The sequence below is a fragment of the Roseivirga ehrenbergii genome, from assembly GCF_001593005.1.
Taxonomy (GTDB): Bacteria; Bacteroidota; Bacteroidia; order Cytophagales; family Cyclobacteriaceae; genus Roseivirga; species Roseivirga ehrenbergii.
Window position 1 is genome coordinate 350,482 of record NZ_LQZQ01000002.1, and the last position, 19,697, is coordinate 370,178.

Here is a 19,697-nt window from a genome sequence, read left to right on the forward strand (position 1 = left end):
TAAACATAAGGGATAAGTGTATATTAGCCCCCTTAATTCACCTAAAAGGTCTGAATAAAAACACTAACATGAAAAATACAGCTGGGTTTTTGAAGGTTTCAGTATTTATACTACTGTCAACCTCATTATTATCTTCTTGCTTCCTTTTTAATAAAAATAAAGGAGGAGTGAGTTCTACAACTGGTATGGCTTATGGTAACTCAAAAGACACCCTCAGTTTTACCCCATTCGATACAAAAAACTTACCTAACCCTCCAGGAATGGTTTATATTCAAGGAGGTAGAACCGTTTTAGGTTCTTTTGAAGAAGATTTGTTAGGCACCAGAGACAACATAGAAAGAACCGTAACAGTGAATTCTTTCTATATGGACGAAACTGAAGTGACGAACAAGGATTGGAAAGAATATGTTTTTTACCAATTCAACCCTATACCACTAAGCTTAGGCAAGGATATTGAAATAGTGGATGATCCTGCTAACCCATTTCTTCCGCCAACTACTTCGCATAACGGACAAACACTTGAAGACTTAATTCCAAACGATAGCGTTTGGTCTAGTGATTTTTCTTTCAATGATGTGTATAGCGAAAATTATTATAGCAACCCGGGTTACAATAACCACCCAGTTGTTGGAGTTACTTGGAGACAGGCTGTAGACTACTGTAAATGGAGAACGGATTTTGTTAATTACATTACTATCAGCCAGTTACCATTCGAAGATCTTCCCGATGCTTATAAATTACAGTTTTATGACCCGGATGGAACACTACAAATTCTTGGAAGTGCTGGAGGAAATAGCTCTACTGGTGGTGCTCAAATTACACCACAAGAATTAGATGATCTTCAGCAAGATCAAATCGCCTTTATCAATGCGAATAAAAAGTTGTTTATCGAAAGAGGTATTTACCTACCTGAATTTAGGTTACCAAATGAAGCCGAATGGGAATATGCTGCTAAAGCGACTATCGGAACTCAATACCTAGATGAAAACGAAGAATATGGTAGAATTTACCCTTGGGATGGCAGAGGAGTAAGAAATCCATACGGTAAAAGAAGAGGTGAGCTTTTGGCCAACTTTAAAAGAGGCCGAGGCGATTATGCTGGTATTGCCGGAAATATTAATAATGACGGAGATGTAATTCCACGCCCGGTTGGAGGATATGAGCCAAACGATTTCGGTTTATTCAACATGGCGGGTAACGTAAGCGAGTGGGTAAACGATACCTACCGACCACTTTCATTCCAAGCAGTAGACGATCTAAACCCAGTTAGAAAAGATGGAACGGCCGATGGGGAGCAACTTTACGGTTGGGATGGAGATAGAACCGACTTCAGATCATTAATTAACGACAGAGCGAAAGTATACAAGGGCGGTTCTTGGAAAGATGTAGCTTACTGGATGTCGCCAGGAACAAGAAGATTTTTAGATCAAGATAAAGCCACAAATACCATTGGTTTTAGATGTGCTATGATTTCTATTGGTTTCGAACCGAAATCTAGTGGTGGTGGAATTTTTGGAGGTAAAGAATAAATAGAAGAAAAGTTATTAAAAGGCCGTTTCTACAAAGGAATCGGCCTTTTTTGTTTTACACCCGTCAGCGAGTAGCAGCAATTACAGCAAAGCTGAGTTCTTTAATACCTGCTTCGATTAATACATTTCCGCAAGCCAACAAAGTAGCACCCGTAGTAATTACATCGTCCACCAAAAGAACCCGTTTACCATGAAGTTCCGAGGCGTTTACTATTTCAAAAATTGATTTCACATTTTCCAGTCTTTCGACCCTACTCTTTCTCGTTTGCGTTTCACTGGCAGCCACCCTACTAAGCCCAAGACAAACTTCTGCTTTCAATACTTCTGAAAGCCCTTTGGCAAAAGCCTCACTTTGGTTATAGCCCCTTTTTCTTTGCTTAGACGAGTGTAATGGAACTGGAATAATCAGATCGAACTCGTTGGTAAAGCCGGCTAGCAATAAATCGTGACCATACCATCGACCCATCATAAGGCCAACATCCTCTTTATGGTTATATTTTAATTCATGCAAAATATGCTGAACAATTCCCTTTTTCTGGAAATGGAGGTAAGCTAGCATGTGATTAAACCGAATAGAGCCGGCCAATTTTTGATAAATATGCGGAACCTCTTCCTTATAGTTATTTGTTTTCGGCAAATCGTATTGACAAGTCGGACAAATATGATTCATACCATTGGGTAACGACCCTTTACACCCAATACAAATGTTTGGGAAAAAGAGAGCAACAAAGTCGTTCAAGATTAAATTTATCTTGCTAGGCATTCAGAAAACGAAACTATATTTGACGAAATATTAAGGTAATGACTATTGTAGAAGAATTCAATGATTATCGCGCCAAGATGAACGGAAAAATCTTGGAAGAGAACAACACTGTGTTGAAAAGATTATTTAATCTAGACACTAATGCCTTTGCTCCTGGTGCATTGGATGGAAAAGTAAAGGAACTAATCGGGCTTTCTAGCTCTATGGTATTAAGGTGTGACGACTGCATCAAATACCATTTAGGAAAATGCCACGAATTGGGAGTGACCACTAAAGAAGTGTTCGAAGTCTTTTCAATTGCAAACTTGATTGGCGGAACCATTGTAATTCCTCACCTTAGAAGGGCAGTTGAATTTTGGGAGGAGCTCAATAAATAATGTATAAAAAAGATTTAGAACTTCAGAGAAGTTGGGCAAGGTTGCTTACCCATTTAGAGCAGCTTTTGGGCAAAAGGCCCAAAGATCTTAATGGGGTTCTATTTCTTATTGGGGTACAAGAGCTTGGCAACGGCAAACAAAATTTCACTAAGGAAGAAAAGCAAGATTTGATGCACATTGCTATTTGCAAAGTATTAAGTCTTTCAGGGTTTTATGAACTAGAGGGAATTGATGTTGAAGGTTGGCCTCACTGGAAAAAAACAGATGTTTCCCTGCCTCATTTCGACCTAATGGACCAAGAAAAGCTTCTCAAAATGCATGTAATTGAATATTTTGAGACGGAATTAAAAATTGAATTATGAAGATTATCAGCTATAACGTAAACGGAATTAGAGCCGCCATGAAAAAAGACTTTGTGGGCTGGCTAAAAACCGAAAACCCTGATATTCTTTGTTTGCAAGAACTAAAAGCATTACCCGATCAAGTAGATACTTCTGAATTTGAGGCTTTGGGCTACCATTTATATTGGGAGCCTGCACAAAAAAAAGGTTACAGTGGAGTAGCGATCTTCAGTAAAATTGAACCGCTTCACGTGGAACATGGTTGCGGAAACCCTTTATATGATACTGAAGGAAGGGTAATCAGAGCCGATTATGAAAATTTCTCGGTTATGAGCGTTTATATGCCAAGCGGAACAAGCGGAGACATTCGCCAAGACTTCAAATATGAATGGCTCGACTTCTTTTTTGAGTACGCTAATGAATTAAGAAAAACCATTCCTAACTTAATTATCAGCGGAGATTACAATATTGCTCACAAGGCCATTGATATTCATAACCCCGTTTCAAACAAAAACTCATCTGGCTTCTTGCCTGAAGAAAGAGAATGGCTGACAAAATATACAGAAGCGGGTTTTATTGATTCCTTCCGAATTTTTAATCAAAACCCGCACGAATATTCTTGGTGGAGCTACAGAGCAAACTCAAGAGCAAATAACAAGGGCTGGAGAATCGATTATCACATGGCCACAGCTGAAATGCAAGACCGATTAGTGAGTGCATCTATCTTAAACGATGCTATTCATTCAGACCACTGCCCGATACTCCTAGAAATTCGATAATTTAAATCGTATATTTCTCCTTTAGTCAATTGTTATACAATCAAATACGTTTTAATCACGTATGAGTATTTACAAGTTTAAATTCAGGAGATGGGATCTAACCAATTACTAAAGCAGCAACTTCAGGCATATAAAAAAAAGTTCTACACTAACCGGTTGATCAAAGGCTCTATTCTGTTCTTAGCCTTTTTTCTTAGCCTTTTTATTTTAGCCAATGCTTTTGAGTTTTCAGCGCGCCTAAGTGGCGGAGGTAGAGCTATTCTTTTCTTTTCTTTCGTTTTTGGAAGCTTATTAGCTTTCTTCTGGTTTGTTGGTAAAAATTTATATCACTTAAGAAACGCACAAAAACACTTATCGAATGAAGAGGCCTCTAAACAAATTGGAGCCCATTTTCCAGAAATTTCGGACAAGCTTTTAAACATAATTCAGTTAGAAAAGCTCAATACAGTACAAAACGAGTTGCTTCTAGCCAGTATAGAGCAGAAAAGCAAAGAAGTTGGTAAGATTTCATTTGTGAATGCCATAGACTATAAAGGAAATCGAAAATACCTCCGATATGTGATTGGGCCGGGTGCCATTATCGTTATTCTACTACTTTTCATTCCCCAGTTTCTTACAGAAAGTTCTACAAGAATAATCAACTATAATACTGAGTTCCTTCCTGAAGCTCCATTTTCTTTTGCTATTAAAAACACCGATTTTAAAGCCTTTAAGGGTGAAAACTTTACATTAGAAGTAAATACTGAAGGACGTTCTATTCCTCAAAATCTTTATGTATGGACAAATAACCGTAAGGTAAAAGCCAATAAAACAGGCCCAGAAAGCTTTGAGTACACATTCACCAGAGTTCAAGCAGATACCAAGTTTTCGTTAGAAGCGGAAAGTATTACTTCCTCAGAATATAAAATTGAAGTTGTTTCTAGACCTTCACTCTCACTATTCAACCTTGAACTTGAGTTTCCGAAGTATTTAAAACGAGAAAAAGAGCAGTTAGAAAACTCTGGAAACGTTTCTGTACCCGAAGGCACCATTGTTAAATGGAAATTCGATACCGATAATACAGATGAAGTAAAGCTCAATTTTCCAGAGCTTGACATATATGAAAAGGCAAAAAGGAGTTCAAACGGCACTTTCAGCTACGAACAAAAAATCCGTAAATCTAGCCGTTATTCCATCCAACTCAAGAATGAATATAGCCTCAACCGCGACTCGCTTGCTTTCGCAGTTGAAGCAGTAAAAGATCGTTATCCCGAAATCACCTTAGATCAATATCAAGATACCATCTTATTCAAATCTCTAGTTTTAGGTGGAAATATTACTGATGATCATGGCTTTTCTCGTCTTTCTATTTTCTACCAATATCAGAACGACCAAAACTTTGAAGAACTTCCTTTAGAACTGAATAAAGATTTGAATAACCAGAGTTACTACAAAGTTTTCAACTTAGATTCAGCTAAAATCACTGCTGGTGCAGAAATCAAATATTATGTACAAGTTTCTGATAATGATGGAGTTAATGGGTCAAAATCTGTAAAAACAAGTACCTATTCTTTCAAAATACCTTCAAAGGAAGAAATTGAAGAAGAAATTGATCGCACCTCACAAAAGGTTCAGAAAGACATAGATAAAACCTTAAAAGAGGCCAAAGAGCTTAATGAAAAACTAAGTGAGGTAGATGAACGCTTGAAGACTAAAAAAGAATTGGATTGGCAAGACGAAAAATTGATGCAAGATATTCTTAAGCAGAAAGATCAACTAGCAGAGAAGTTGGAGGAGTTAAAGAAAGAAAATCAGCTCAACAACATGAAGAAAGAACAATTCTCTCCTCAAAACGATAAGATTCAAGAAAAAATGAATCAACTACAAGAGTTGATGAACGAAATCCTAGATGATGAAACCAAAAAACTCTATGATGAATTGAAAGAACTTCTTGAAGAACAAGGTGATATTTCTGAGTTCAGAGATAAAATAGAAGAGATGAAAAACAAGGGTGGCGACCTTGAAAAGGAGATAGAAAGAACTTTAGAATTATTCAAAAAACTTCAGTTCGATATGAAATTGGAGCAAAACATAAAGGAATTAGAGCAAGCCATTAAAGACCAAGAACAGCTGATTGAAGAAACTCAAAACGAAAAATCAAGTTCAGATTCTCTCAGCCAAAAACAAGCTCAAGAAAAGAAAGACCTCGAAAAACTTCAAGAGCAAATGGAGAAGCTAAATGAGCTAAACGAAGAAAGAAAAACTCCAGATGACCTACCTAGCGACTTAAAAGAACAATTTGAGGAAATAAAGGAAGAGCAAGAAAAAGCGCAAGAAGAACTTCAACAGGAATCTGAGCAAGAAAATAGCCAAGAGAAATCTGAAGGAGAACAGGAAAAAGGACAAGAAGAGCAAAACGAGAAGAGTGAACAGGAACAACAAAAGGGTAAACCTTCGCAGCAAAGACAAAACGCAACAAAAGCTCAGCAAAAAGCAGCTGAGAAAATGAAGGAAATGAAAAAGAACCTTGAATCAATGCAAGGTGGTATGGAAATGGAACAGCAGCAAGAAAACCTAGAGTTCTTAAAAGAGCTTGTAGATAACCTTGTTACGCTTTCTTTCAATCAGGAAGACCTGATGAATTCTTTCCGTGAAATACGCGAGAGTGACCCTCGATTTGTAGATCTTACTCAAAAGCAACTCAAGCTTAAAGACGACTCTAAAATCGTTCAGGATAGCTTAATTTCCCTTTCTCAACGGGTATTCCAAATCTCGTCATTTGTAATGAGAGAGGTAAGTGAAATGAACCGACAGATGGATGGCGCTTTGGACGAATTGAAAGAAAAAAGAATCAATCAAGCTACTGGAAAACAGCAGTTTACAATGACTTCTATCAACAATTTGGCCTTGTTATTAGATGATATCGTTCAGCAAATGCAAAACCAAATGGCCAGTTCTTCTAACAAAGGCAATAAAAAGAATAAGCCAATGCCTGGTGGTTTAAGTGAACTTCAGAAACAGCTTAGTGAACAAATAAGTGAACTAAAACAAAGCGGAAAATCTGGAAGACAACTTTCTGAAGAATTAGCAAAACTAGCAGCAGAGCAGCAACGTTTGAGAAATACACTTGAAAATTTTGAAACCGGAGTTGATGGAGATAATTTAGGCGAGAAAATTGATAAGCTCATTAACCAGATGGAAAAGAATGAGGAAGACCTTATCAATAAAAACCTGACGGAAGAAACTGTAGAAAGACAACAAGAAATACTTACCCGTTTGTTAGAAGCTGAAAACGCAATGAACGAAAGGGGTGAAGATGAAGAAAGAAAAGGAGAGACGGCAACTGACTATGACATATCAGTACCAGAATCTTTAAACGAATACCTTAAGGCAAAGGAAAAAGAAATTGAATTGTTAAAAACTATTCCTGCTGTTCTTAATCCATATTACAAGCAAGAAACCAATAAGTATTTCAAAAAAATAAAGCAGAAGAATTAATTCTCTACATGAACACTATTAGCATTGAAATTCCTTCTCTAGTTGAGAACATTCGGATTGTCGAAAGTTTTATAGACAACGCCAAAGAAAAGTATCAGTTAGATGATGACCTTTACGGAAACATCATGATTGCCGTCATTGAATCGGTTAACAATGCCATTATTCATGGTAACCAATTAGAGAAAAGCAAGTTCGTGCATCTTTCTATGATTTTAGAAGAAACTTCGGTTACATTTTTAATAAAAGACGAAGGTAAAGGATTCGTTATCAATGACTTACCAGACCCAACAGCACCTGAAAACTTAGCTAAACCAGGTGGAAGAGGTATCTTCTTAATGAAGCATTTGGCTGATGAAGTAGCTTTTAATGATAACGGCCAAGAAGTTAAACTTACCTTTTACCTCAATTAATGGACAACATTAACTTCTTCTCTGAAGACATAGACTTCAGCCTAAAAAAAGAAGATCAAATTGCTATTTGGCTTCAACGCATTGCAGAGGCCGAAAACAGTTCCATAGAAGAGATTAGCTATGTTTTCTGCTCCGATGATTATCTATTAAAAATCAATCAAGAGTATTTAGATCACGATTATTATACAGACATTATCACATTTGATAATCGTGATAACCCTGAAGACCCGATAGAATCTGACATTTTCATCTCGATTGACAGAGTAACAGAAAATGCCTCTGATCAAAATGTATCCTTCGAACTTGAGCTCAAAAGAGTTCTCGCCCATGGCTTGCTTCATCTTATTGGTTATAATGACAAGACAGAAGAAGAGCAACAGCTCATGAGAGAAAAAGAAGAAGCTTATCTATCTTTGCAAATCAATTAATAAATCAACTGTTCCACGTGAAACACTATAAAGCAATCAACTAGCATTGTAGAACTGTTCCACGTGAAACATCAAGAAGAAAATTATATGTTCAATCAATACGATGTCATAGTTGTTGGTGCTGGCCACGCTGGTTGTGAAGCTGCAAATGCTGCTGCAACTATGGGTTCAAAGGTTCTTTTAGTAACCATGAACATGAATACCATAGCTCAAATGTCGTGTAACCCCGCAATGGGCGGAGTGGCAAAAGGGCAAATTGTAAGAGAAATAGATGCACTTGGAGGTATGTCGGGAATCATTACCGATAAATCTATGATTCAATTCCGTATGCTCAACAAGTCCAAAGGTCCGGCAATGTGGAGCCCACGTACTCAAAGTGACCGAATGAGGTTTGCGGAAGAATGGCGACTAGCATTAGAGCGCAATCCTAATATCGATTTTTGGCAAGAAATGGTCACAGGTATTATTGTAGAAAACAATACTGCAGTCGGTATCACCACAGGAATGGGTATTGAGATTAGATCAAAATCCGTTGTGCTTACGAATGGCACTTTTTTAAATGGACTCATTCATATTGGTGAAAAACAATTTGGCGGTGGTAGAACAGGAGAAGGAGCATCTAAAGGAATCACTGAACAACTCGTTCAACTTGGGTTTGAATCAGGAAGAATGAAGACCGGAACACCTCCAAGAGTAGACGGACGATCTTTAGACTATTCCAAAATGGAAGAACAAAAGGGAGATGAGGTACCAGGGAAATTCTCTTTTTCTCCTTCAACCACACCATTGCTTCAACAGAAAAGTTGCTATATCACCTATACCAACCCAGAAGTACACGCAATTTTGGAGACTGGTTTTGACAGATCGCCAATGTTCAATGGTAGAATTCAAGGTTTAGGACCACGCTATTGCCCATCTATTGAAGATAAAATCAATCGTTTTTCCGAAAGAACGAGACATCAAATCTTTGTTGAACCAGAAGGGTGGGACACAGTTGAAATCTATGTCAATGGATTTTCAACATCATTACCAGAAGACGTACAGTTCAAGGCAATACGTAAAATAGCCGGTTTTGAAAATGCCAAAATGTTCAGACCAGGTTACGCTATCGAGTATGACTACTTTCCCCCAACACAGTTAAGTACTACTCTCGAAACCAACCTTATTCAAAACCTGTACTTTGCTGGTCAAATTAACGGAACCACCGGTTACGAAGAAGCAGCTTGCCAAGGATTGATGGCTGGAATTAATGCGCATAATAAAACACACGATAAAGAACCTTTTGTTTTAGGAAGGTCTGAAGCCTATATCGGAGTATTAATTGATGATTTGATTAATAAAGGTACCGATGAACCTTACAGAATGTTCACTTCTAGAGCCGAATACAGAATACTCTTGCGCCAAGATAACGCAGATATTCGCCTTACGGCTAAAGGTCATAAGCTTGGATTAGCCTCAGACGAAAGACTTAAAAATGTTGAAGAGAAAAAGAGGTCTGTTTCGAAACTGCTAAATGATATTCGACAAAAGAAGATCGATCCAGATAAAGCCAACCCAGCTCTCGCTGCGCTTGGTACAGCAATCATAGAACACAGAACCAATTATGCCAAGCTGTTAAAGCGACCACAAATCAATATTTATGATCTACCTTCATTCGATGAAGAGCTTGCAAACTACTTGGCAAAGTATGATCATGAAGTTTTAGAGCAAGTTGATATTCTTATCAAATACGAAGACTATATAGATAAAGAAGAAAAGTTGGCTGATAAAATCAGTAGCTTAGAAAACCATACTATTCAAAACGATTTTGACTTTGATTCCATTAGTGCTTTATCTGCAGAAGCTCGAGAGAAATTCAAGAAAATAAAGCCATCTACAATTGGGCAAGCTTCAAGAATAAGTGGAGTTTCACCAGCAGATATTTCAGTACTTATGGTTTATATGGGTAAATAAAAAATGGAAAGATTAGAGGAATGTCCACTCTGTGGAAATGCCCAGTTTGAAAGCTATTTGAAAATCAATGATCATTTCTTGAGCCATGAAGAGTTTCAACTTCAGAAGTGCTCTTCATGCGATTTAGTCTTTACCAATCCAAGACCTACACAAGCTGAAATAGCCCCGTATTATAAATCCTTAGATTATATTTCGCATTCCAATAAAACCAAAAGTCTTTCTAGTCTTCTATACAAACTAGTAAGATCATATACTCTTGGCAAAAAATATAGACTCATTAAATCGCAGCTCCACCAGACCTCACAAGTCCATCATTTGGATTACGGTTCTGGAACTGGCCACTTTATAGATTATACTTCAAATAAAGGTTGGATATCTAAAGGCTACGAACCAGATCAAAATGCCTTATCGCATAATAATAAATCAATTCAGAAATTGATTTTACATAATTTCGAGTCAATTCAACATAATACTTACGATGTAATCACCTTATTTCATGTTTTGGAACACGTACATGATCTCAATTCTGTATTAGAATTACTAATCAAACAACTCAAACCAAAGGGAATATTATTATTAGCACTTCCTAATCATAAATCATATGATGCTCAACACTACAAACAGCATTGGGCTGGTTATGATGTACCCAGACATCTTTATCATTTCGATAGAAAAAGTGTAAATCAATTAGCTAAACAACATGGCCTAAAAATTGATAAAATCGAACCAATGGTGTTCGATGCTTTTTACGTAAGTATGCTTTCAGAAAAATATGTGGGAAATTCCATGACCTTAGTCCGCGGAATGTTAAATGGATTTAAATCCAATAGCAAAGCAAACAACAGTGGCGAATACAGTAGCTTAATCTATATCCTCAGAAAATGACCAGAATACAGATTCTTTTCACTGCCATACTATTATCACTACTAGGTTGTGCCCGTATATCATCACCAACTGGGGGACCGGAAGATAAAGATCCACCCATACTAATTTCTTCCAACCCAAGTGATGGTCAAACTCAATTCAATCAAAAAACAGTAACACTAGTTTTTAACGAAGCAGTTACTACAAAATCTATTGAGAACAACCTGATCATTACACCTTCAATAGGCGGTAACTTCAAGACAAGAATCAAACGTAATACAGTCCAATTGCTATTCGATAGCGCGTGGAGAGAAAACACTACTTATTCCCTTAACTTCGGAAATACAATAGTAGACCTAAATGAAGGCAATATTCCTAAAAACCTTTATCTCAGTTTTTCAACTGGTGAAACAATTGACTCATTATCCATTTCAGGAAAAATAACCAATTTATATACATCTGAACCAGTAAAACAAGCACTTGTTTCATTGTATCCAGCTTCAGACACATTGAATATAACTTCTGGAGCAGCTCTATACTTAACAAAAACCGACACGGCAGGAAACTATAAATTTCAAAACCTTCCTTCTGGAAATTTCTTAGTGTATGCAGCACTCGATAAAAACAATAATTCTAAAGCCGATACTGATAAAGAGCTTTATGGTTTTCTGATGGACACGGTAAATCTAACAGAGAATATCGCTCAACAATCATTCTCATTACAAAGACTCAATGTTCTTCCTTTGTCTATTAAAACAAATCGCCATTTCGGAAAATACTACGATATCACTTTCAACAAACCAATTACATCTTATGAATTAGAAAGTGATATACCTCTAGCCCATCATTTATATAGTCCGGACAAAATTAGAATTTACAATACGATGGAAACTTATGGTGATTCCACCAACTTGGTCATAAATGCAAATGATTCTATCGACAGTAGATTGAAACAAATTGTCAAACTCTATTTCAACGAATCTAATTTGGAAGGAGATAAACTAACACACAATATATATCCATCAAGCCCCTATATTTCTAATATCTTCAATCTTAAAGTAGCCTTTAACAAACCCATCATAACTTATAATTCTGAGAAAGTAATCCTTCAAAAAGATAGTCTCAATCAATTTTCTATACCTGATTCATTGATGACATGGAACACATCAAAAACAGAAATTTCCTGGATCTTAAATGGAAGCAACTATATCAAACCTGGTGAGCAATTACAAGCCATATTCGAAAAAGGAGCATTTGTAAGTGTTGAAGCAGATACATCATCTCTCATTCAAAAAACATTTCAAGTAGCCAAATCAGAAGACTCCGGGCTAATTCAAGGAACCATAACAACAGATGCGCCTCACTTCATTATACAATTATTAAATAATCAAGGAAACGTAATTCGTGAGCTGTACAACAATAAGAACTACACCTTCAACAACCTTGATGCAGGTAATTATAAAGTGAGAATGATTATCGATACCAACAATAATAAAAGACATGATGTTGGAAATATACTTACAAGAACACCTTCAGAATCCATAATATTCTACACAGATCCCATTTCAAAAAGCAAAACCATTAGCGTTAAAAAGAACTGGGAAATAGGCGATATCAATATTTCTCACACTGTGAATAACAAGGATTAACTGTGAATAAGAACGAGGATAGACCAACCTCAATCCACACTACTCCACATTCTTCAGTACCCACTTAGAGCCAAGTGGATAAATTCGTAACCTTTCAAGTAATTTTCAGAACCCCATCCACATTTTAAAAGTCAGTATTTATTATCCACAAAATCGATCGATATTCACAGAAAAAAATTAACTGATTATTAATCAATAAATTAGAAGTTGATAAGATGTTTATAAACGAAATGCTCTGTACAACTTACCAACAGTTTTAAAGAACTTATGTGGGGAATCAAGTTGTACACATATCCACAGTCTTAATAGAGAATAATTATCTTTAATCAATTAACTATATTTAATTACTAGCGTGTTGAAAATGTTAACAACTATGAGGAAGACAGCTCTTTTGCTATTTATGATACTGATGACTAGTGCCGCATTTTCGCAGGTCGATGCTATTGCACTTGCAAATGAATACTATGAGCAAGGAGAGTTTGAGAAAGCATTAACTGAGTATAAAAAATTAGCCAAGAACAACTCAAACATTCCTAGAATACACGACAACTATTTAAAATTACTTTTAAGCGAAGAAGAATTTAAAGAAGCCGAAAAGTACTTAAAGGGTGTAATTAAAGATAATCCAGAAAACTTCTTCTATCAGGTAGATTTGGGAATGCTCTACAAAAGTCAAAAAGAAGAAGAGAAATCAGAGAAAGTATTTAATGACATAATTGCTGAACAAGCGAAAGATGCCGGAGAAAATCAGAAAACAAATGGCATAAGATTTTTAGCTCAGGTATTCTTTGAAAAAAACCTGAGAGAAAAAGCGCTAGAAACTTATCAAGAAGGAAGAAAAGCAATGAATCGGCCTGATATGTTTTCACTAGAATTGGCCAACGCGTATCAGCTGATGAATCAAAAGCAGGAGATGGTTTTGGAATATCTCATTTTTTCAAAATCGCAGCCCCAAAATCTGAGCTATGTTAAAAATTCATTTCAAAGAGTACTTACAGAACCTGAAGATTTAGATACACTTGAAACAACGCTTTACGATTTCATTCAGAAAGACGCAGGTAACCCTATTTACAACGATCTATTGGTTTGGACCCACCTACAACAGAAAAATTTTGCGGCTGCCTTACGGCAGGCTAGAGCCTTAGATAGAAGGCTTCAGAATAATGCAGAAAATATTATTAACGTGGGTTTGATCGCGTTCAGAAATCAAGAATACAAAACAGCGCAAAAAGCATTTGATTATGTTCTTACGGAGTTTCCTGATAGTCCGAGTAAAAATTTAGCACAGCGTTATGTTTTATTGGCCGATGAAGAAGTGGTAAAGCAAACCTATCCTGTGGATACTACTGCAATTAGGAGTTTAATTGTGAAATATGATGCCTATAAGGAAAACTTAAGAGACGTATTTAATATCATTGATGCCAATAGGAGAGTTGCCCATTTGTATGCTTTTTATTTAAACGAAATACCAAAAGCCATCGAAATTCTTACAGAGAATGTGAACCAACCAGTTGGTAAACATCGGGTAATTGCAGAATCAAAAATGGATTTGGCAGATATCTATTTACTTAATGAAGAACCTTGGGAATCTATTTTACTCTATGCTCAGGTAGAAAGAATGTTTAAAGATGAGCCTTTAGGTTATGAGGCAAAACTGAAGAGTGCCAAGCTTTCTTACTTCAAAGGAGAGTTTGAGCTTGCCCAAAGTCACCTAGATATTCTAAAACTTGCTACATCTCGAGAAATTGCAAATGATGCCTTAAACCTCAGTATTCTAATTAAAAATAATACCGTTTTTGATTCTACAGATGTGGTGATGCAAGAATACGCCAATATTGAATTACAACTCTTTCAGAATCAAAAAAATGAAGCTATTGTTGCCTTAAACCAAATGATTGAAAAATATCCTAAACACTCAATTATTGATGAGGTATATTTTTTAATGGCGAAAACAGAAAGAGAGCTTGGCCATTTTGATAAAGCTTTAGCTGCTTTAGGTGTTATAAATCAGACGCATTATTTCGAAATTTTAGGAGATGACGCTCTTTTTCTAACGGGGGTTATTTTAGAAGATGACTTGAAGGACAATGAAAAAGCAATGGAAGTTTACCTTCAACTGCTGGAAAAATATAAGGGAAGCATATTCGTTTCCGAAGCCAGAAAAAGGCTGCGAGAACTGCGAGGAGACTTTGGTTAATTTTTACTGCTCCCATATTTTATTATCTTGATCAACATTAGTCGATAATTATGAACACTGCTACCCGCCTTTTTGAACTGCTTCCTAAGCAGTTAGAACAGTATAATCTTGATGTTTGCCTTGCCGATAAAAAAAATGGCAAGTGGAGAAAATTTTCTACTCAGGAAGTAATAGATAAATCAACTCAACTTTCGTTTGGCTTGATGAATAAGGGCATCCGACCCGGAGAAAAAGTAGCCATTATAAGTGAGAATAGAACAGAATGGAATTTTGCAGATGTAGCCATTCAGCAAATCGGAGCCATCAGCGTACCGATGTATCCCACCATTTCTGATGACGATTACGCTTTTATTTTTGAACACTCCGAAACAAAGCTGGTCTTCGTTTCTACAGAAGAGATATACCTTAAAGCGAAAAACGGTGCACAAAAGGCAAATCTTGATTTACCGATTTATATTTTTGATGAGTCTAAACTTACAGAGCATTGGTCTTCACTTTTAGCCGATGGTTCTGCAGAACAGAAAAAGGAAATGGCTGAGATACAAGGTCAAATTACCGAACTCGACCTTGTTACTATCATTTATACTTCTGGCACCACTGGTCGTCCTAAAGGAGTAATGCTTAATCATAAAAACATTATTTCTAACGCCACAGCAGTTTCAGAAAGAGCGGAGTATAACAATGGTCATGACAGAGTGCTTAGTTTTTTGCCTTTGTGCCATATTTTTGAGCGAACCGCAATTTACTTCTACTTTCAGCTTGGCTTATCTGTTCATTATGCCGAAAGCTTAGAAACGATTAGTGATAATCTGCAAGAAATTAAGCCGCATGGCTTCAATACAGTTCCTAGGCTCATCGAAAAAATTTACGATAAAATTATCGCCAAGGGTTTCGCACTTTCTGGAATCAAGAAGCAGTTATTCTTTTGGGCTGTAAATTTGGGTCTTAAATATAATCCAGATCAGCAAATGGGATTTGCATATGATTTTAAACTGAAGATAGCACGAAAACTTATTTTCAGTAAATGGAAAGCAGCTTTAGGAGGAAATGTTAGGCATATAATAGTTGGAGCATCTGCAATTCAACCCCGATTAAAAAGAGTGTTTTGGGCGGCAGATATTAAAATTTTAGAAGGTTACGGACTTACCGAAACATCTCCAGGTATTAGTATTGGTATGCCAGACCCGATTCAGGCTAAACTGGATTACGTTGGCCCACTACTTACAGGTGTGCAAGTTAAAATAGCCGATGACGGAGAAATTTTAGTAAAAGGACCTAACGTAATGATGGGTTATTACAAAGACCCAGAAAAAACAGATGAGGTAATTGTAGATGGCTGGTTTCATACGGGCGATATTGGGGAGTTAACAGATGATAATTTTTTAAAAATCACCGACCGAAAAAAGGAAATGTTTAAAACCTCAGGAGGTAAATACATAGCCCCACAGGTAATGGAAAACAAACTGAAAGAGTCCGTTCTTATAGAACAAGTAATGGTTATAGGTGAAAACAGAAAATTTCCAGCAGCACTCATAGTTCCTAATTTAGAAGCAGTTGGAGCTTGGGCAGAACGTCATGGTTTGAACAAAACCGATCCCGAATTATTGAAAAATACTGAGGTCATAAATAAGTTTAAAACAGAAGTAGATGCTACTAATCAGAGTTTTGGCCATTGGGAACAGGTGAAGAAATTTGAAATAATAAACGATCAATGGGGTATAGCATCTGGAGAGCTTACACCAACATTAAAACTCAAAAGGCGCATTATAAAAGAAAAATATGCCGATCTAATACAGAAGATTTACTCAGTGTAATACCTTCGCCCAATGGCAAAATCGTTTAATAATTTAAGAGTAGGGAAAAAATTCACGCTTCTCAATTTTTTAGAGACTTTTGAATTTGAAGTAATAGAGATATTTGAAAATGGAGATTGTCGTTTGAAGGATATAAATACATTAGAATACTATAATCTTTTTAGCTTAATTCAATATGGAAAAGGAGATGATTTCGATATTGATGAATTGAATATATGATTAAATATCTGTTATCAAATGGCTGTACTAATAAAATTGCTTTAGTTACAGATCTTTTTTTGCTAATTTGATGCAGAATATTGCATCTCACATTTGTGAGATACATACCTCAGATACCAAACAGATACCGAACCTTGAAAATAACGAGAACAAAATCTTCGTTTACCTGCCTGTTATTGCTTTTGCTGACCATATGCTCAAATGGATATTCACAGTCTGAACAGCAAGTAAAACAAGAACTTGAAAAACGAGGTATCAATACCCAAGAAGAAATACTTTCCGAACTGAGAAAGCGAGGAATGTCAGAAGATGACGCACGTAGGCAAGCCCGCCTCTATGGTTTAGATTATGATGAGTACATAAGAAAGTATATCTCAAAAAATGAAGAACCAACTTCTTTAGAGTCAATACAGAAAATAGAAAGAGACACTATTGATTACAATAGTGAAAGGCAAGACAATAACAGTCAAAAAGCTGAGACAATTCAGATAGAGCAGAAACAGGAAGGGTTGGATTATTTCGGTTACAATATTTTCAACAATAACCCTTTCGCAAACGAACAAGCATTAGTGGGCAATATTGACCCAGGTTATTTGATCGGGCCTGGAGACGAATTAAGAGTTTACCTTTGGGGAGAAGCGGAATTTCAATTTGAAGGAAAAGTAGATATTAATGGTAATCTATTTATTCCAAATGTAGGGCAGGTATTTGTAGCTGGCACCTCATATGAAGGGCTGAATGTAAGAATGAAAGAATTTCTTTCTAAGTTTTATTCAGGCTTAAAGAAAGATCCCCCAAAAATATTTTTAGATGTTTCGCTAACCAAACTAAGACCCATAAGAATTGTGGTAATGGGGGAATCGAAAAACCCAGGATCACACCTTATCAACTCTTTTGCTACCACCTTAAATTCACTCTATGTTTCTGGAGGAATTCAAACCTCAGGGTCTCTTCGTGATATTAAGGTTTTCAGAAACAACCGTTTTATTTCCAATGTCGATTTATACGATTATTTAGTAAAAGGAGCGCTTCGTGAAGACTTAAGATTAATGAATAATGATGTGATTTTCATTCCTACCAGAATGAATGCCATCAGGCTTAAAGGTGAAGTAAATAAACCTGCGATTTATGAATTAAAAGATAATGAAGGCTTACTCGATTTAATTGGTTTTGCTGGAGGCCTTAAGCCAACTGCTTTTACAAAAACAGTAACAGTAAAGAGAATTCGTGCTACTAATAATCGTTCAAATGGTAGCTCTTTTGATCGAGAAATCGTTTCTGTGAACTATGATAGTCTTTTAAGAAACGGAATAAACTTTAGGTTACAAGATGGAGATGAAGTAACGTTTGGTGAGGTACTTGACAAATATGATAATTTGGTCACAATAGCTGGCTCAGTGTTCAGGCCAGGTGATTATCAATTAAATAATGACTTAAAAATCCGAGAACTCATTAATTCTGCTGGGGGTATTAGGCCAAATACGTATCTCGATAAAATAGATGTGTTTCGAAAAGATCGAAATGGAGAACTTAAGTTTTTGTCTTTCTCCTTATCCGAAATTATGGCAGATGTTAATTCATCACAAAACATTGTTCTTCAGGCAGACGACTCACTAAAAGTATATAATAATGAAGAGCTTAAGTCTTTAGAAACGGTTTCAATAGAAGGGTTTTTATCGGAGCCTAAAACTATTTTATGGAGAAAAGATTTGAGTCTCTATGATCTCATTTTCATGTCGGCCAATGTAGAGGATTTAGAATATAGAAACCGTATTCTAACCAGTAGAGCTGATTTATTGCGATATCAGCAAGGTAAACTTGAATATCAAGTTATTCCTTTTAATCTAGATGAAGTGTTGGATAAGAAGTTCAATGCTGTACTCAAACCAAAGGATAGAGTGATTTTATATAGTAAGGACATTACAGAGACTTTGGATAAATATGTATTTGTCAAAGGAGCAGTTAAGAATGAAGGAAAGTACTTACTCACCGATAGCATGACTGTCGAAGACTTAATAATCCAATCGGGTGGCTTTCTTAAAAAGTCATATCGTGAGAGCGTGACTGTATCACGTGAAAATTTTGATTTTACCGGAAATAAAATTGCCTTCAACACAGATGTTGATTTAGACCTGAATTATCTTTTGGGATCAAGTAAAAAGTCGTCATCAAACTATATTCTTCAAGACAATGATCAAGTTTCAGTAAGCTACATCCCTGGTTCATCAGAACAAAGAGCGGTGCAGCTGACAGGTGAGATTAAGTTTCCGGGAACTTACTATTTAGAGTCAAAAGGGGATATGCTTACGGAAGTTATAGAAAGAGCGGGAGGGGTATCTCCTAATGTGTATTTGGCGGGTGCTCGTTTATACAGAAATGGCCAACAACTGGCATTTGATTTTCAAAAAGCCTTGGGGGAACAAAACGAAAAATTTGATATCATCCTCCAAAATGCAGATAGCATTTACTTTCCTGAGTCTATTTATACTGTTAAGGTGGAAGGAGAAGTTGCCAATCCATCGCTTCAAAAGTATCTTGAAAATAAAACGGTTCGAGCTTACGTGAAGAATGCCGGAGGTAAAACAAAAAATGGTGAAAGTATTTATTTAACTCAACCCAATGGCTTTACCCGAAAGGTTGGCTTCCTTTCTAACCCAAAAGTTTTGGACGGATCAGTTATTACAGTTTCAGCTAAACCCCCTAAAGAACCCCGTGATAACGGTAAGTTTTTGGAAAATTTTGGGACAATTGCCGCAATCGTAAGCTCTACCTTAACCACCATTGTCCTGGTTCAGAGTATAAAATAAGCAAACGTATTCATAATTTAGTAACATACTTTTTTCTAATAAATAGTATGCATGCATAACAAATTTTCTTTAACTTCGTAACCCTTACAG

15 protein-coding genes are annotated in these 19,697 nt (G+C 36.4%); 14 read left to right on the plus strand and 1 reads right to left on the minus strand.

Annotated elements, in window-relative coordinates:
* Positions 1-68 precede the first annotated feature (68 nt).
* Positions 69-1,529 carry an SUMF1/EgtB/PvdO family nonheme iron enzyme gene (locus MB14_RS03460; RefSeq protein ID WP_062588725.1) on the plus strand — a complete coding sequence of 487 codons (1,461 nt, stop codon included), beginning with the start codon at positions 69-71 and terminating at the stop codon, positions 1,527-1,529.
* 64 nt (positions 1,530-1,593) lie between these two features.
* Here the strand turns inward: MB14_RS03460 and MB14_RS03465 are convergent, their stop codons facing one another.
* Entirely contained in the window at positions 1,594-2,088 is a 495-nt protein-coding gene (locus tag MB14_RS03465; protein WP_157716537.1) for a ComF family protein, read from the minus strand.
* A gap of 242 nt (positions 2,089-2,330) precedes the next feature.
* Between MB14_RS03465 and MB14_RS03470 the strand changes: the two genes are divergently transcribed.
* The 13 genes from MB14_RS03470 (at position 2,331) to MB14_RS03530 (ending at position 19,607) form a co-directional block, all read left to right on the plus strand.
* Positions 2,331-2,669, plus strand: a complete 339-nt coding sequence (locus tag MB14_RS03470; protein ID WP_062588729.1) for a carboxymuconolactone decarboxylase family protein — start codon at positions 2,331-2,333, stop codon at positions 2,667-2,669.
* Entirely contained in the window at positions 2,669-3,031 is a 363-nt protein-coding gene (locus MB14_RS03475; RefSeq protein ID WP_062588732.1) for a hypothetical protein, read from the plus strand. The genes MB14_RS03470 and MB14_RS03475 overlap by 1 nt, the downstream gene beginning before the upstream one ends.
* Complete coding sequence (locus MB14_RS03480) at positions 3,028-3,789, plus strand: exodeoxyribonuclease III (protein WP_062588734.1); 762 nt, start codon at positions 3,028-3,030, stop codon at positions 3,787-3,789. The genes MB14_RS03475 and MB14_RS03480 overlap by 4 nt, the downstream gene beginning before the upstream one ends.
* Positions 3,790-3,879: 90 nt before the next feature.
* A complete protein-coding gene (locus MB14_RS03485; protein WP_062588736.1) occupies positions 3,880-7,266 on the plus strand; it encodes a DUF4175 family protein in 3,387 nt (1,128 codons plus the stop codon).
* Between the two features lie 8 nt (positions 7,267-7,274).
* Positions 7,275-7,676, plus strand: a complete 402-nt coding sequence (locus MB14_RS03490; protein WP_062588737.1) for an ATP-binding protein — start codon at positions 7,275-7,277, stop codon at positions 7,674-7,676.
* Complete coding sequence (gene ybeY, locus MB14_RS03495) at positions 7,676-8,104, plus strand: rRNA maturation RNase YbeY (RefSeq protein WP_062588739.1); 429 nt, start codon at positions 7,676-7,678, stop codon at positions 8,102-8,104. The genes MB14_RS03490 and ybeY overlap by 1 nt, the downstream gene beginning before the upstream one ends.
* 87 nt (positions 8,105-8,191) lie before the next feature.
* Entirely contained in the window at positions 8,192-10,057 is a 1,866-nt protein-coding gene (mnmG, locus tag MB14_RS03500) for a tRNA uridine-5-carboxymethylaminomethyl(34) synthesis enzyme MnmG (protein ID WP_062589033.1), read from the plus strand.
* A 3-nt stretch (positions 10,058-10,060) separates the two neighbouring features.
* The gene (locus MB14_RS03505; protein WP_062588740.1) at positions 10,061-10,942 is read left to right on the plus strand and encodes a class I SAM-dependent methyltransferase; all 882 of its coding nucleotides are present in this window, start codon (positions 10,061-10,063) and stop codon (positions 10,940-10,942) included.
* Positions 10,939-12,570, plus strand: coding sequence for an Ig-like domain-containing protein (locus MB14_RS03510; protein ID WP_062588743.1), 1,632 nt, complete (start codon positions 10,939-10,941; stop codon positions 12,568-12,570). The genes MB14_RS03505 and MB14_RS03510 overlap by 4 nt, the downstream gene beginning before the upstream one ends.
* Before the next feature lie 373 nt (positions 12,571-12,943).
* The gene (locus MB14_RS03515) at positions 12,944-14,767 is read left to right on the plus strand and encodes a tetratricopeptide repeat protein (protein WP_165899474.1); all 1,824 of its coding nucleotides are present in this window, start codon (positions 12,944-12,946) and stop codon (positions 14,765-14,767) included.
* A gap of 50 nt (positions 14,768-14,817) precedes the next feature.
* On the plus strand, positions 14,818-16,581 hold the full coding sequence (locus MB14_RS03520; protein ID WP_062588747.1) for an AMP-dependent synthetase/ligase: 1,764 nt from the start codon (positions 14,818-14,820) through the stop codon (positions 16,579-16,581).
* A gap of 12 nt (positions 16,582-16,593) precedes the next feature.
* Positions 16,594-16,800 (plus strand): hypothetical protein, encoded by a 207-nt coding sequence (locus MB14_RS03525; protein WP_062588749.1) that lies wholly within the window; start codon positions 16,594-16,596, stop codon positions 16,798-16,800.
* 134 nt (positions 16,801-16,934) lie between these two features.
* Positions 16,935-19,607, plus strand: coding sequence for an SLBB domain-containing protein (locus MB14_RS03530; protein WP_132644061.1), 2,673 nt, complete (start codon positions 16,935-16,937; stop codon positions 19,605-19,607).
* Positions 19,608-19,697: the final 90 nt, after the last annotated feature.

Bases quoted from the DNA above. Each gene is read 5' to 3' on its own strand.
- MB14_RS03460 (WP_062588725.1), top strand. From the start codon at position 69: ATGAAAAATACAGCTGGGTTTTTGAAGGTTTCAGTATTTATACTACTG.
- MB14_RS03465 (WP_157716537.1), bottom strand. From the start codon at position 2,088: ATGCTAGCTTACCTCCATTTCCAGAAAAAGGGAATTGTTCAGCATATT.
- MB14_RS03470 (WP_062588729.1), top strand. From the start codon at position 2,331: ATGACTATTGTAGAAGAATTCAATGATTATCGCGCCAAGATGAACGGA.
- MB14_RS03475 (WP_062588732.1), top strand. From the start codon at position 2,669: ATGTATAAAAAAGATTTAGAACTTCAGAGAAGTTGGGCAAGGTTGCTT.
- MB14_RS03480 (WP_062588734.1), top strand. From the start codon at position 3,028: ATGAAGATTATCAGCTATAACGTAAACGGAATTAGAGCCGCCATGAAA.
- MB14_RS03485 (WP_062588736.1), top strand. From the start codon at position 3,880: ATGGGATCTAACCAATTACTAAAGCAGCAACTTCAGGCATATAAAAAA.
- MB14_RS03490 (WP_062588737.1), top strand. From the start codon at position 7,275: ATGAACACTATTAGCATTGAAATTCCTTCTCTAGTTGAGAACATTCGG.
- ybeY (WP_062588739.1), top strand. From the start codon at position 7,676: ATGGACAACATTAACTTCTTCTCTGAAGACATAGACTTCAGCCTAAAA.
- mnmG (WP_062589033.1), top strand. From the start codon at position 8,192: ATGTTCAATCAATACGATGTCATAGTTGTTGGTGCTGGCCACGCTGGT.
- MB14_RS03505 (WP_062588740.1), top strand. From the start codon at position 10,061: ATGGAAAGATTAGAGGAATGTCCACTCTGTGGAAATGCCCAGTTTGAA.
- MB14_RS03510 (WP_062588743.1), top strand. From the start codon at position 10,939: ATGACCAGAATACAGATTCTTTTCACTGCCATACTATTATCACTACTA.
- MB14_RS03515 (WP_165899474.1), top strand. From the start codon at position 12,944: ATGAGGAAGACAGCTCTTTTGCTATTTATGATACTGATGACTAGTGCC.
- MB14_RS03520 (WP_062588747.1), top strand. From the start codon at position 14,818: ATGAACACTGCTACCCGCCTTTTTGAACTGCTTCCTAAGCAGTTAGAA.
- MB14_RS03525 (WP_062588749.1), top strand. From the start codon at position 16,594: ATGGCAAAATCGTTTAATAATTTAAGAGTAGGGAAAAAATTCACGCTT.